The sequence below is a fragment of the Shewanella sp. MF05956 genome (genome assembly GCF_059758055.1).
Genome location: NZ_JCAYNV010000007.1, coordinates 98,602 through 112,794 on the forward strand (window position 1 = coordinate 98,602; position 14,193 = coordinate 112,794).

10 protein-coding genes are annotated in these 14,193 nt (G+C 41.3%); all 10 read right to left on the reverse strand.

The window, feature by feature from the left end; translation table 11 throughout:
- Positions 1-29: 29 nt before the first annotated feature.
- The 10 genes from AC19MX_RS09440 to AC19MX_RS09485 all read right to left on the reverse strand — a co-directional run bounded on the left by AC19MX_RS09440 (position 30) and on the right by AC19MX_RS09485 (position 13,997).
- Entirely contained in the window at positions 30-2,336 is a 2,307-nt protein-coding gene (locus AC19MX_RS09440) for an efflux RND transporter permease subunit (protein ID WP_432400187.1), read from the reverse strand.
- 48 nt (positions 2,337-2,384) lie between these two features.
- On the reverse strand, positions 2,385-3,395 hold the full coding sequence (locus AC19MX_RS09445) for a WD40/YVTN/BNR-like repeat-containing protein (RefSeq protein WP_432400186.1): 1,011 nt from the start codon (positions 3,393-3,395) through the stop codon (positions 2,385-2,387).
- Between the two features lie 52 nt (positions 3,396-3,447).
- Positions 3,448-4,812 carry a DUF1329 domain-containing protein gene (locus tag AC19MX_RS09450; RefSeq protein WP_432400185.1) on the reverse strand — a complete coding sequence of 455 codons (1,365 nt, stop codon included), beginning with the start codon at positions 4,810-4,812 and terminating at the stop codon, positions 3,448-3,450.
- A gap of 13 nt (positions 4,813-4,825) precedes the next feature.
- Positions 4,826-6,874 (reverse strand): DUF1302 domain-containing protein, encoded by a 2,049-nt coding sequence (locus tag AC19MX_RS09455; protein WP_432400184.1) that lies wholly within the window; start codon positions 6,872-6,874, stop codon positions 4,826-4,828.
- 316 nt (positions 6,875-7,190) lie between these two features.
- A complete protein-coding gene (locus tag AC19MX_RS09460) occupies positions 7,191-7,406 on the reverse strand; it encodes a DUF2835 domain-containing protein (RefSeq protein WP_432400183.1) in 216 nt (71 codons plus the stop codon).
- Positions 7,407-7,501: 95 nt separating this feature from the next.
- Positions 7,502-10,060 (reverse strand): aminopeptidase N, encoded by a 2,559-nt coding sequence (pepN, locus tag AC19MX_RS09465; RefSeq protein WP_432400182.1) that lies wholly within the window; start codon positions 10,058-10,060, stop codon positions 7,502-7,504.
- Positions 10,061-10,225: 165 nt separating this feature from the next.
- Positions 10,226-12,277: a carboxy terminal-processing peptidase gene (gene prc / locus AC19MX_RS09470; RefSeq protein ID WP_432400181.1), complete on the reverse strand. Its 2,052-nt coding sequence runs from the start codon at positions 12,275-12,277 to the stop codon at positions 10,226-10,228.
- A gap of 21 nt (positions 12,278-12,298) precedes the next feature.
- Positions 12,299-12,919: an RNA chaperone ProQ gene (gene proQ, locus AC19MX_RS09475; protein ID WP_432400180.1), complete on the reverse strand. Its 621-nt coding sequence runs from the start codon at positions 12,917-12,919 to the stop codon at positions 12,299-12,301.
- Between the two features lie 261 nt (positions 12,920-13,180).
- A complete protein-coding gene (locus AC19MX_RS09480) occupies positions 13,181-13,654 on the reverse strand; it encodes a free L-methionine (R)-S-oxide reductase MsrC (RefSeq protein ID WP_432400179.1) in 474 nt (157 codons plus the stop codon).
- 49 nt (positions 13,655-13,703) lie between these two features.
- The gene (locus AC19MX_RS09485) at positions 13,704-13,997 is read right to left on the reverse strand and encodes a YebG family protein (RefSeq protein WP_432400178.1); all 294 of its coding nucleotides are present in this window, start codon (positions 13,995-13,997) and stop codon (positions 13,704-13,706) included.
- Positions 13,998-14,193 lie beyond the last annotated feature (196 nt).

The following is a 14,193-nucleotide window of genomic DNA, read 5'->3' on the forward strand; positions in this document are numbered from 1 at the left end:
TCCCTTTTTTATTTAATTACATGTTTTATTTACTTTTTTCGCCAGAACATAGCCGAAAGTGCTGGAAGAATAATAATTGCCCCTAACATATTTACTAAAAACATAAAGGTAAGCAAAATTCCCATGTCCATTTGGAATTTAAGGTCTGAAAAGAACCAAGTGCTCACACCAATAGCTAACGTTAACCCGGTAAATATCACCGCACTACCGCGCTCGACTAATGCTTCAAAGTAAGCTTGTTGTACTGGCATACCATTTGTCAGTTTATTGGACATTGTCGATAAGATATAAATACCGTAATCAACACCAATTCCGACACCAAGTGCAATAACCGGTAAAGTACTCACCGCTAGGCCAATGTCGAGTAAAGTCATTAACGCCTGGGCTAACGTTGACACTACGTACAACGGTATAATGACTGCAACTGTGGCTTTAAGTGATTTAAAGCTGATTAAACACAATACAAACACCGCGCCATAAACATACAACATCATTGGAAGCTGTGCTTCACTGACGGCTTCGTTCGTCGCCGCCATAACACCAACAGGACCCGAAGCCAGTTTAAACTGTAATGTGTCGCTATTAAGTTCTGCCGCAACCGCTTTTACTTTCTTGACCACAACTTCAATGGTTTCCGCCTTGTGATCTTTTAAGAACAAATACACAGGCATGACTGAACAATTACCGTTTAACAAACCTGAGGTTGTCGGCACCTGTCCCACAGCTTGTACCAAGCTTGCAGTAGTGCGCGGTAATATTTCCCAACGAGGATTGCCTTCGTTAAAGCCTGCATTCACCTTTTTGGCCACAGAAGCCAAACTTGCGGTAGATTCAACACCCGGAGTATTGGCAACCATCCATTCAAATTGGTCAATTTGAGTTAATACAGAGTGGTAAGTACAGGCTTCAGGTGTTGCTTCAACAATCACTGTCATCACATCGGTAGTGATAGAGAAATGGTCAGTGATGAAGAACGTGTCTAGGTTATAGCGAGAGTCTTGATGAAGTGCGGGTGCACCGCCCTGTAAATCACCAATCTTCATCTTAGTCGCTTGCTGAAAACCAATCCCGTACAACACTGCAGTTGAAATCAACACAATGACAGCATATTTCGGCGTGGCAAAGTTTGATAACCAACGCCACATATTTTCAATCTTCTGGCGCTTTTCTGGGTTTTCTTGCTTGTTAGGTAATTCAAAATATGAAATCACCAATGGCAATAAAATAAGGTTGGTTAAAATGATCACTGCCACACCTAACGAGGCAGAAATAGCAAGCTCACGAATAATGCCGATGTCAATCGCTAACAGGGTTAAAAAACCAACCGTATCGGATAAAAGCGCGACGCCACCGGGCACCAGTAAACTGCGAAATGCTGACGCTGAGGCCGCTTTTGTGCTCTGACCGTCAAGTACACGGCGACGCACAGCGTTGATCATCTGTACCCCGTGACTCACACCAATTGCAAATACCAAAAAGGGCACCAAAATCGACATGGGATCAAGGCCAAACCCAACCACAGTTAATAAGCCTAACTGCCAACAAACCGCCACTAAACTACACACTAAAGGTAAAATGGTTAACATGATGGATTTAGAAAACAGGTAAACCATTACCGCTGTGATGACGATGGCAATTAAGAAAAACAGCAGTACGCCTTTGGCGCCCTCTGCAACATCCCCAGCCATCTTGGCAAAACCGATAATATGGATTTTTATCTTATCGTTTTCAAACTTGCCTCGCAGTTCTTGTTCTAATTGGTTGGCAAACGCAATGGTATCAATGGCCTTCCCCGTTTGTGGGTCAAACTCCATCAACTGTGCAGACACCATTGCAGAAGTATAATCGTTACCGATCAGTCGACCGACAATGCCTGCTTTTTCAATGTTGTCGCGAACAATTTTCAAGCTGTAATCATCATTACGAAAATCAGCTGGGATCACCGGACCACCGGCAAAGCCGTCTTCAACCACTTCGGTGAAACGGGTAGAGGGTGAAAAAAGCGATTTAACTTGTGAACGTTCTACACCCGGAATAAAAAATAATTGATCATGCACATTTTTAAGTGCATCAAAAAATACCGGGTTGAAGATATTGCCACTCGTATCTTCAACCGCCACCATGATGCTGTTAGCACCACCAAAATCTTTTTGGTGTTTGGTGTAAGTTTGCATATACGAATGGTTAAGCGGAATATTTTTACTAAAAGCCGCATCCATTTTTAATTGGCTGGCTTGGTAACCTAAAAAAAAGGTAATAAAAATAAATGAAATAATGACCCATTTCCGATTACGGAATAAATGAGATTCGAATCCATTGACCAGTTTTTCTAACATCTTATCGGCCCTATTATTGTTGTTTTATAATCCAATCTAACCGTAAGGTTAGTTAAGCTGGAACAGTCCCTTAGAACCGGCAAACCATAACTGGCCTTTACTGTCCTTCGCAATTGCCACAATGTTTTCACCTTGGCGTCGAGTGACGATTTCAGCTTTGGTATCATCAATAGACAATACAACCCCAGCATTTCCCACAAGGTATAGTTCATTATTTGCAGTAACAAGCGCCCCATTGATTGACGATTCAACAGGTAAGTCAACTTGTTGCCACTCTGATAAACTTAAATCTGATTTGAACACATGACCACGCAGCCCCATCACGTAAATGTTGTCACCCACCTGAATGGCATTAAACATTGATCCATCATAATCAAAATCGACTTTACTAAAGGTGTGGCCATTATCTTCTGAAACGGCAACCATCCCTAATTCACCTACCAATAATAAACGTTGATCAGCTAGGCGGATCAAACGATTAAAATGCGGCAATAAGGCAGAACGTTCAGATAAATAAAGAGCCTCATCTTCAGCTTTCAGCTCATTTAAGTAAGCAATATCTTCTTCAAAGAGTAACTCTTGATGAAATTCGTCTTGCCAGGTTTTACCGCCATCAGCAGTACGGTAAAATAATCCGTAGGCCCCCACAGCAATACCGTCATTAGCCGTATAGAAACGCACATCTAAAAGGGGTTTTTCAATCTCCGTTGATTGCATTTGTAACGACCAAGTTTCACCACCGTCCTCGGTATGAATAATTGTCGCATCATGGCCAACAGCCCAGCCTTTCTTAGCATCGAAGAAAAACACTTTAGTTAGCTGAGTTAATACAGGTGTAGCAACTTGCTGCCATTGACCATTTTTAAGTAATAGCACATTACCACGTTGCCCTACGGCAACGAGATGGTCGCCCGCATTGGCAATATCAAGTAATAATGAGGATTGAGCTAAAGGCTGAATTTGAACAGTTAGTGGGTCTAATTGGGCATTGACTGAAGCAGTATATAAACATGCACTAATCCCAATCGCCACTGCACTGCGAAGCATGCTAAACGTCATACAAACTTCCTTAACAATGAAGGGGCGCTAAGCGCCCCAATTTTACGGCTAATTAACGAATACCGGCACGTCTTAACGCATCTGGGGTAAAGTTAGATTCTGAAAGTGACGCATCAAAGTTGTACATGCGGCCTTCGTTATCTAATCCCATTGCTAAGTAACGACGTGATTGTAAATCATGGAATACTTCTAACGTACTCCAATTCGTTAATGCATCATAGTAGTTAATGGTATGTGCCACACCAACACGATATAACTCATCGCGGTTGTCGTACATATCCGTTAATGATACCTGCCATGAATCTTCGTCAATATAAAATACGCGAGATTTATAGATGTGACGCATACCGTCTTTCAACGTTGCTTTCACTTCCCAAACACGATGTTTTTCATAACGTGCATATTCAGGATTGATATGACCAGGTTTTAAAATTTGGTCATACTTTAATTTGTCTGAATGCAGCTTGTAATCATTGTAAGGAATATAAACTTCTTTTTTGCCAACAAGTTCCCAGTTATAACGTGAAGGAGAACCGTTAAACATATCGAAGTCATCTGTAGTTCTTAATCCATCTGATACTGTGCCTGGCGTATCAAATGCTACATTTGGCGCTTTACGAACACGGCGTTGCCCAGTGTTGTAAGTCCATGCTTGACGAGGTAATGCCTCTTGGTCCATGGTTTCTTTTACTAGCAAAGCAGTACCCGCTAAACGAGCAGGTTGTGTAACCACTTGTTTAAAATAAAACAAGGTATTGGTTTCTTTAAGTTTATCCAACGTGATGTCTGGACGAGTATACTCAAAACGAATTTCTTCAGCATTTTCAACAAGCGTATAAGAACCGCTAGACGTTGGTGCTGCTTGGCTACGATAAGTCTCTACATCCACACCACGATAACGCAAAATATGGTTCCAAATCACTTCTAAACCCGTTGCTGGAATAGGGAAAGGGACGCCAATTGTTGCACCAGAAATACCATTACCTTGTGAAACTAATTCAGCATTAACGGCATTCTTTTTGGTTGCATCGTAAACATACTGAGGTACAGATGCACTACGATGTGTTTGATACACATTCATTTTGTACGTATCAGGATAAAGCTCAAATAGCTTATTTTGGCCTGGCGTTAAAAACTCAGCATATTGCGCTTTATTCGCGTTAGAGATGGTGAATAGTATTTTATCTTCAGGAAATGGATCAGGATGATGCATTCCTTTGGTATAACCCGCAACAGGCTTAGTAATACCACCGTCCCAAGCGGGGATTGAACCATCGGCATTCGCCGCTTTTTCAGCCCCTAAAGGAGTCAAGGTTGTGCCTAATTTGTCAGCGTCAGCTTGTGATACTTTCGCCAGCGCAGCAGGTGCACCGAGTGCCATAATCACTGCTGCCGATAATATCGTCAGTTTCTTCATTATAATTATCCTTTTAAATCGAATACTTGACGTTTAAAGAGATGTAATCTCTGTCAGTCATCGCATTTGTTGTTCCTACACCACCAAAGAAGTTGTTGTAAGAAATGTCCGCGCCCCAACGACTTTGATAATCAAAGTTTAGACCTATCGCTACTGACTTTCTGTCCTCTGTAAATAAGAACATAGGATCAGGCGTGATACCCTTAACATCATGAGAGAAAATGATGCGTGGATACATGTTTACCCCAGCAAACACGTTGTTAAAGTCAGCTTTAGCCACTAGACGGTAACCCCAAGCAAAATCTGTTGGGAATGGATTCGTTTCTGGGCCATTGTGTAACGCTTCAATAATGCCCGGCATATCTGGATTACCACCAGAACGTGCCGTACCTGGGCCACTTAAACGCAACTCATCAAACCCTGGCATGTCATGGATCCAAACACCGCCCACTTCTGCTAGCATGGTTAAGTTATCTAAACCTAATGTTGGGCCAAATAAATGAGTGAACGTCATTTGTGCCTGAGTGGTATCACGAGTGATATACCCATCAACAGTTTCTCCAGGTAAAGGAACATCCATTTGAGAAATGCCGTCTAAATCTGGACGTAAACCCGCATTTGCTAGCTGTTGAGGCATTGCAGCAAACAGTAATTCGACATCATCGATTTGTAATGGTTCGTCAACACGATGCGCAATTTCACCCGCAACAGATGTGTCACCGACTAACGTGTTAAAGCTGAAACCATATAATTGAATATCTTCAGGATAAACAATTTGTGATTTAGTGAACGTTTCCATGCTCAGCAGTAAATCGCGGTCGATGTTTCCACCACTCGCGGCTAATCGACCATAATCACGACCAATCGCTTCTGCAGTAAAGTTAGAGGCTGAACCGCTGATGATTGGACGACGGCTATGGTAGTTCATGTAGTACAAACCGAACTCAGTTTCGCCTAATTCTGGAGAGTAATAACCTAATTTAATACCATATTGGCCATCATCACTTGGATCTGCAGCATCTTGCACCAACGCAACTTTAGTTGAATATGCCGTCATGTAGGCCGCATATGCAGGGTTAAACCCTGTCGCTGCTGCCGCTTCGTATAAACGAGAATATTCAGATATTAAGAAGTCTTGATTAATATCAGGGTTAGAGTTAAACCCTAACTGTGCATTTTGACTGTAGCCACCAAAACCGGCAAAGTCATTGGTTGCAAAGTTGGACCCTGGTGTAGGAACCCAAATACCCTGCCACTCATATTGATAGAAAGCTTCAACGTTGAGGTTTTCAGTTAACCCTAAAGAAGCCCATACCATCCCTTGAGGACGAAATGCTTCTTTAAGTTCTGAACCTGGTGCATTAAGGATGTTTAAATCAACCGCGTTGATTTCAGCAATACCATGAGAGATCAGTGCACTTTCACCCCATGACACTACCTGGCTACCGACGCGAACACTTAATGGATTAGCACCGTCATTTAAATCCCAGTTACCATAAACAAACGCATCTAATAAGCGAATGTCTTTACATTGCACTTCTGATGCTTCGCTATCTTCACATGGGTCAAACTTTTGGCCCGTTAACGGGTCATTAAAATCGTAAGTGCCGTCGTTTAATTTACGGTCATAAAAATACATTCCACGAAGGAATACACCGTAATTTTCGTATTTCAGTGATAACTCATGCAGACCTTTTACAATCTCAGAGGTAGTATCACCTTTGGCATATAATAAATTACTTAAATCGTTGTTGCTCGAGTATGAACCAGACTGGTCCCAAATTTGAGCCGATGTGTATTTGGTTGAACCAAACGCACCACCAAAAGCAGAATAGCCAGACCAATCAAATTGGGGTTGGTTTACCTTGCCAATTTGACCACTCCAATCGCGGTCAGATACGCGCCAACTTGCACCTGCTGTCCATGTTGAGTCAAATGTTCCTTGAACATCACCCCAATCAAACGAAACTGCTGAGGCTGAAGTGCTCATACCCAAACATAATGCCGACACCACCCCCAAAGCGAGAGCCGACTTGTTAAATCTTTTTTTAACAATATTCATTTTAGTTCATCTCCGTAACCTGTTGGATTAGTTGTTATAGGAATTAAAACCAACATCTTGTTAGCCCACAGGCAACACCATTGTTACAGCATTTAACTATATTGAGCAAGGTCAAAAAAAAGAAAATGTTTAAGAAAATGAACGATGTCCGGTTCAATAGCATCGAAAAAAACACGCTTATATTTGAATTGAGATAATAGAAATGTTTACAAAGAATGAACCACTAATGAAAAAAGTTTATTTTCATACACTTATAAATAATCATCTTATTCACTTTACCATAACATGAATCAATCAAACGTTTGGAGTATATACTCTAAATTTTATTCAGTGATTTAAAGCTCCCATCATTATTTAACAATAATTTGAACTTACCTTGTATCCCTTGAGGGGTTAGAAATGTTCTAAAATACTTACCATTGATGTGCAACACTCTTCCATGCTGATCACGCACTTCTACTTTTTCAGCAAGCCCTTGGTAGTACGGTAAAAAAGCGTCGTAACTTACATTCAAAGAAAAGTATAATTCCATTGTTTTCTCCACAAAAAAGGAGAGCAAGCTCTCCTTTCTTATTGTCTAATCTGTCATCCGTTAATCTTAATAAGATGACAGTAAAACGACAACTATTAAGCCAACGATTTAGTGACTTTTTCGTATAAATCTTTCGATAAATCGGGCAGATTTTTGAGCTCTTGCAAACACTGCTTCATTAACTCCTGCCTTTTAACGTCAAATTTAGCAAATTGGATTAACGGAGTAATCATTCGCGAGGCAACTTGTGGGTTACTTTTATTCAATTTAACTAAGATTTTAGTTAAATAGCGGTAACCTTCGCCATCTGCACGATGGAATTGATACGTATTCGCTGCTGCAAACGCACCGATTAATGAACGCACTCTATTGGGATTAGAGAAACTAAAGCTATTGTGTTTAGTTAGCTGTTTAATGTGCTCAATCACATCATCACTATTGATAAGCGCTTGCAAGGTGAGCCATTTATCCATGACTAATGGCGTAGAGTGCCATTTCGATTCAAAGTCACTTAACAAAGCAGGCAAACAAGCTAGTTGTGCGGTGGCCGCTGCCTTTAATGCACCAAGGCAATCAGTCATATTTTGCGCTGCATAATATTGTTTTTCGACCAAGCTCTCATGCACATCAGATACCTGACACAGTAAACTTAGCGCTATATTCTTAAATGCACGAGCACCTGCATCATCGATATTAGCCAGCTCGCGATAGCGTACTAATAATTCATCTTCACATGCGGTGGCTAACTCTTCGACGACAAATTCTCTGGCTTTTGCAAGGGCGTCTAAATCAACAGTATCAACTTGTTCTATTAGCGCTGAAGCAGATGGGATAGATAAGATTTCAGCTACAAGCGCTTGATCAATATTAACATCTAAAATAATACCCCTAAATGCTTCGATAACTCGACTGTCGACGGTCATCACTTGCTGCTGTTGCAACTGGGCAATGTTAGCCCAAATCGTTTGACTGACTAATTGCACCGATGCTTCCCAACGCGCAACTTCACTTGTTGCATAGCGCATTAAATGCACTAGCTTTTCAATGGTAAAGTCATAAACTAATTTAACAGGGGCTGAGAAATCCTGTAACAAAGAAGGTGTTGGTGCAGAGCTTATTTCATCGAACACAAATGTTTGAATGGATTTAGTGACATCCAATACTTTATTAACTAACGAGTTCCCTGCACTGTCTAACAACTCAATACTAAATGGGATGTGTAACGTTTGACCTTTTACCCCTTTAGAGACAACCTGTTGAGCAACCGTTAAATGATATTCACCTTTATCAGCATCAAACTTATCGGTTACCGTCACCACAGGTGTACCCGCTTGACTATACCAACGTCTAAATAGGGTTAAGTCTTTACCGCTGGCATCTTGCATAGCATTGACAAAATCATCGCAAGTGACAGCTTGACCATCATGGCGCTCAAAATAACACTTCATTCCAGCTTGAAAGCCCTCTTCGCCTAGAATGGTGTGCATCATACGGATCACTTCAGCACCTTTGTCATATACCGTTACAGTATAAAAGTTGTTCATTTCGATGACACTTTCTGGACGAATAGGGTGCGACATTGGTCCTGCATCTTCAGCAAACTGTTGGTTTTTCATGACACGAATCGCTTGAATACGGTTCACTGCGCGTGAACCAACATCTGAACTGAATTCTTGGTCACGAAATACCGTTAAACCTTCTTTTAAGCTTAATTGAAACCAGTCGCGGCAAGTGACGCGGTTACCCGTCCAATTGTGAAAATATTCATGACCCACAACCGACTCAATACCGTGATAGTCATCATCCGTGGCACTGGCTGTGTCGGCAAGGACGTATTTAGTGTTAAACACATTCAAACCTTTATTTTCCATCGCGCCCATATTGAAGAAATCAACAGCAACAATCATATAAATGTCTAAGTCATATTCTAAGCCAAAGCGTGTTTCATCCCACTTCATCGATTTTTTTAATGATGCCATTGCATGATCAGCTTTGTGCAAATTACCTTTATCAACAAAAACTTGAAGTTTAACTTCGCGCTCTGATTGCGTAGTAAAGCTGTCATTTAATACATCAAAATCGCCCGCGACAAGGGCAAACAAGTAACTCGGTTTCGGAAATGGATCATGCCATTTAACAAAATGACGTCCAGAGCGCGGCATTTCGCCTTTGTCGACCAAATTACCGTTACTTAATAAAAAAGGAAACGCTGATTTATCGGCCTCAATACGAACGGTATAAATGGCTAGCACGTCAGGGCGATCTAAAAAGTAGGTAATGCGGCGGAAACCTTCAGCTTCACATTGAGTGCAATAAGCGCCATCAGACATGTACAAACCTTCAAGGCTTGAGTTTGCTTCAGGATCTAACAAGGTAATCACTTCTAGCTCAAACTCAGCTTGATCTGTGGTAATAAATAACTGGTTATCATGCTGGCGATAATTTGCAGCCACACCGTTCAATTTAACCGAGCTTAATGATATTTGCTCACCTTCTAATACCAACTCGTGTTGGTGATCACCATTACGGATCACTTTACTTGTCGCTGTCACTTTGGTGTTTTTGCCATCTAAAATGACATTAAGATCAACATGGGTAATGGTGAATACTGGCTTGGCATAATTTTTTAGGTGTTTTTCTTGTGCTTGGCTCATACAGGATCCTTTTCGAACAAACTCATTGATGTCGCAGTGCTTATCGTACCGTTAAACAAATATAACCAGGCAGTTACACCGTTCGTTAAATTCGGTAAAACATATCGATATTAATTTTATTAAGAAAAAACGCGCCTAAGCGCGTTTTTGTCATTACGTTGTGACTTATTTAGTACTAGCGTTAGCCAGTTTTTCTGCATCAGCCATATCTAATGTGATATATGCCGTTTCATCCAAAAATGCATCAGGTAACTTACTGTCATCCGTTGTTTCAATGTCATCAAGCGATTTAACTACTGGCAAACCTTGATGAGTACGACGAGCATTCTCACGGTCTAAAGCGCGTTTATCATCAGACTCACGTGAAGCAATACGCTCACTCTCAACCAGTGAAATCGTTTTGTCATCATGATGCTTTTTAAACTCGTTAATATCTTCATAGATATAACTAAACTCTGTATCTGTACTAATACGTGCTTTATGCTTCACGTCTAAGTTACTGATTAAGTTTGGTGTAATATTACCTAGTGTGCTGTATTGCGCTACGGGTACTTTGTCCCATGGCAATGCATTTTTCTCTTCAGACTCACCATATTCACCTGGCTCTAGAGCACTAGGGAAACGAACGTCTGGCGTTACACCTTTTAACTGAGTACTGCCGCCATTAATACGGTAAAATTTAGCGATGGTATACTGTACATGGCCGATTGGCTTTTCGTACATATCATAAATTCTGCCTAAGCTTTTGTGCTGCTGGACTGTGCCTTTACCAAACGTTGACTCCCCTACAATAAGGGCTCTATCGTAATCTTGTAACGCCGCAGCAAAAATTTCAGAGGCTGAAGCACTGTAACGATCAACCATCACAGTCAACGGGCCGTTATATGCACTCTTACCATCGTTATCTCGGTTTTGATTGACACCGCCATTAGCATCACGGATCTGAACAACCGGCCCCATATCAATGAATAAACCGGTTAATAACGTGGCCTCAGTGAGGGCTCCACCGCCATTACCACGAAGGTCAATAATGATGCCTTCAACGTTGTCTTGTTCAAGTTTGGTAATTTCTTTGGCAACATCTTGCGATAAATTCATGTAAAAACCAGGAATTTGGATCACACCGACCTTGCGATTGGCATATTGGCCGTCTTTTGGTTCAACCACTTTAGAGGTTGCCGCTCGATCTTCTAAACGTATTTTGTCGCGTGTAATGGTGACTTCAAAAGGTTTAGCATTTGCGCCACCCTTTTTAGGTAAAATCTGTAATACAACTTCACTGCCCTTTGGGCCTTTAATCAAGTCGACTACATCATCTAAACGCCAGCCAATAACATCAACAATATCTTTATCTTTTTGACCGACACCGACAATTTTATCTTCAGGAGATAATTTTTCACTGTTTGCTGCAGGGCCGCCAGCGACAAGACTTTTGATGACGGTGTAGTCGTCATCCATTTGCAGCACTGCACCGATACCTTCAAGGCTTAAGTTCATTTCCATTTGGAAACGTTCAGCATTGCGAGGCGATAAATAGCTGGTGTGGGGTTCAACACTGCGAGCAAACGCATTCATCACACTTTGAAACACGTCTTCGCTTTGTGTTTGGCTTAAGCGTTTAATCGCATTGTTGTAGCGTTTTTCTAACACTTCAACAATTTCAGGCCATGTTTTACCGGTTAACTTTAGATTTAACGCATCGTACTTAACGCGTTGACGCCATAATTCATTAACTTCAGCGTCATCTTTTGGCCAAGCCGCTTCTTCGCGATCAAACTCATAGGCATCGCCTGCTTTGGTAAAATCAAACTCTTTATCTAAAAGTGTTAATGCATAAGCGAAACGTTCATAACGACGTTTTTGCACCAAATCATACATGGTGAATGCAGGGCTTATATCACCCGAAGCCACCATATTATCAAATTGATTTTTGTATTGGTCAAAACTAGCGATATCTTCTGCTGTGAGCACATTACGACGATAGTCAAGTTGCTCGAGAAAACGTCCGTAAATTTGTTCAGAAAAAGCATCGTCAAGATTAAAACGATGGTAGTGCGAGCGAGTAAATAAAGTCGTTACTCGCTTGCTAGCCACTTTGTGTTGTGGCTCTTGTGCTAGCTTGGGTAACTCGCTGATTTGAATCGTTGGTGATATTGCCCACGCCGAAAAGCCGACAAATAAGCTGGCAATCGACACGGCCAAGGTAAGTTTTCGCATCAACAAGTACTCCTTAAATTTCTATAATAGTATGTGCTCTACACGTACTTTGATGGTCAAGCCAGTGTCTAACTGAACATGCACATCTTCTTTGTTAATATCAGTTACTACACCAGGAACCGGTGTCGCGCCTAACTTAACATTCACTCGTTGCTTTTGTTTTAACTCTTCAAGCTTTGCAGGCTCAAGTTTAACAACAGGCGCAGCGACAGGTGCTGGACGTTCTTTTTTCACTGGAGCACGTTTAGGTGCGGCTTTCTTCACTGGCTTCTTTGGGGCATTTTTAGGTGCTTGAGCTTGACGCTTAGCTTTAGCCTTTTCTTGGCTTTCTTTTAGCGTCGCCTGAGCATGGTCAATATGCTCTTGCTCTAACTCACCACATTCACTGCCATCTAAATCGATACGCTTTGCACCGGTTTTAACACCTTTTAGGTAGCGCCAGCTACTTGTGTAACGACGAAGAGCAACACGTAATTGTGTTTTACTGACTTTAGAATCATCAGCTAACCGTTCAGCCAAATCTTGAAACAAACCAATCTTTAATGGCTTAGTTTCACCTTCAGCAATAAAGCATAAAGGAAAGGTTTCATATAAATACGCTAAAATTGCGTTGGTGTCGGTCAACTTGTCTGTTGATTCCATTTTTACTTCCACGTTAATAAAGGGACTGGTTCAGCGGCATTAATTGCCATGCAGTCGTTCATCTTTCGCCAAGCTTCATCGTTAAAGCTCAACGTACAAATTATCACTATCCGCCTGTTTGCTAAAGTCATTGAAACAAACCTTAACAATTTAACCGAATTGACTATCAGCTTAAATCATCGCTAACAATGAAATCCAGTACAAATGCGTGCAGCTGCGTATTATAAAGCCCGCCGCAGCGAATGCGACCATGATTTAGTCTTATTTGTTCGCTATTTGAGCAAATAGGCAAGATTCGAAACTTTTTACCATCATTTCTAGGCCAATTTGATCATCTTCATCGAAACGATTCAATAATGGGCTGTCGATGTCTAGAACGGCCACAACCTCTTCGCCGCGGCGAACCGGGATGACAATTTCTGAATTACTCGCCGAATCGCACGCAATATGACCATCAAATTGATGCACATCTGCAACACGCTGGGTTTCATTTAAAGCCGCTGCGGTTCCGCATACGCCCTTACCCATCGCAATTCGAGTACAAGCCACTTTACCTTGAAACGGGCCTAATACTAATTGGTCAGCACGCTTAATGTAAAATCCCGCCCAATTAAGGTCTGTTAAATTATCATTAAGTAATGCTGAAAAGTTAGCCATGCCCGCAATTAAATCGTCTTCGCCTTCTAACAATGCTTGGGCTTGGCGGTTTAATGTTTGGTAAAATTCGGTTTTCATTCTTGTTCCTTAACTCTGGCGCTCATGCTCACTATGGGCATTAACGTCGTTATTCCGCTGATGTATTTTTTGCAGACGCTTTTTTTACTTTTGCTGCAGGAGGGGTTTTAACCTGTACTGTGCCTTTTAGCAAGTTAGAAAGCTCATCTTTATTGTTTGCTAGATAAAATGCGAGTTGTTCGCACTTATTTTCATCAAGCCCTAAATCTGCTTGCGTTAAAAAAGGAAGTAGGTTATCGGCAATATCAAGCATCTTATCGTAGGCGTCAGCCTCCTTTTTCGATGTGAATGTCATCTTTTCCACCCCTTCTCTGACCACGACAAATTGGGTAATCACTGCCATGATATTATCCTCACTGTTTTTATATACAGTACATAGAATCTCATACTATTAACTTATGATGCAAGTGTTCTGATTATTCTGATATTATCAGGCAATGCAGATAGATTGTGTGCTGTATTTTATCAGCCGTCATTTGAGTCAAAAAGATGACCTAGCAAGTGTTTGCTTCATTTATAACACCGTGTATGACTATGGA

Coding starts and splice junctions, on each gene's coding strand:
- AC19MX_RS09440 (WP_432400187.1), bottom strand. CDS start 2,336: ATGTTAGAAAAACTGGTCAATGGATTCGAATCTCATTTATTCCGTAAT.
- AC19MX_RS09445 (WP_432400186.1), bottom strand. CDS start 3,395: ATGACGTTTAGCATGCTTCGCAGTGCAGTGGCGATTGGGATTAGTGCA.
- AC19MX_RS09450 (WP_432400185.1), bottom strand. CDS start 4,812: ATGAAGAAACTGACGATATTATCGGCAGCAGTGATTATGGCACTCGGT.
- AC19MX_RS09455 (WP_432400184.1), bottom strand. CDS start 6,874: ATGAATATTGTTAAAAAAAGATTTAACAAGTCGGCTCTCGCTTTGGGG.
- AC19MX_RS09460 (WP_432400183.1), bottom strand. CDS start 7,406: ATGGAATTATACTTTTCTTTGAATGTAAGTTACGACGCTTTTTTACCG.
- pepN (WP_432400182.1), bottom strand. CDS start 10,060: ATGAGCCAAGCACAAGAAAAACACCTAAAAAATTATGCCAAGCCAGTA.
- prc (WP_432400181.1), bottom strand. CDS start 12,277: ATGCGAAAACTTACCTTGGCCGTGTCGATTGCCAGCTTATTTGTCGGC.
- proQ (WP_432400180.1), bottom strand. CDS start 12,919: ATGGAATCAACAGACAAGTTGACCGACACCAACGCAATTTTAGCGTAT.
- AC19MX_RS09480 (WP_432400179.1), bottom strand. CDS start 13,654: ATGAAAACCGAATTTTACCAAACATTAAACCGCCAAGCCCAAGCATTG.
- AC19MX_RS09485 (WP_432400178.1), bottom strand. CDS start 13,997: ATGGCAGTGATTACCCAATTTGTCGTGGTCAGAGAAGGGGTGGAAAAG.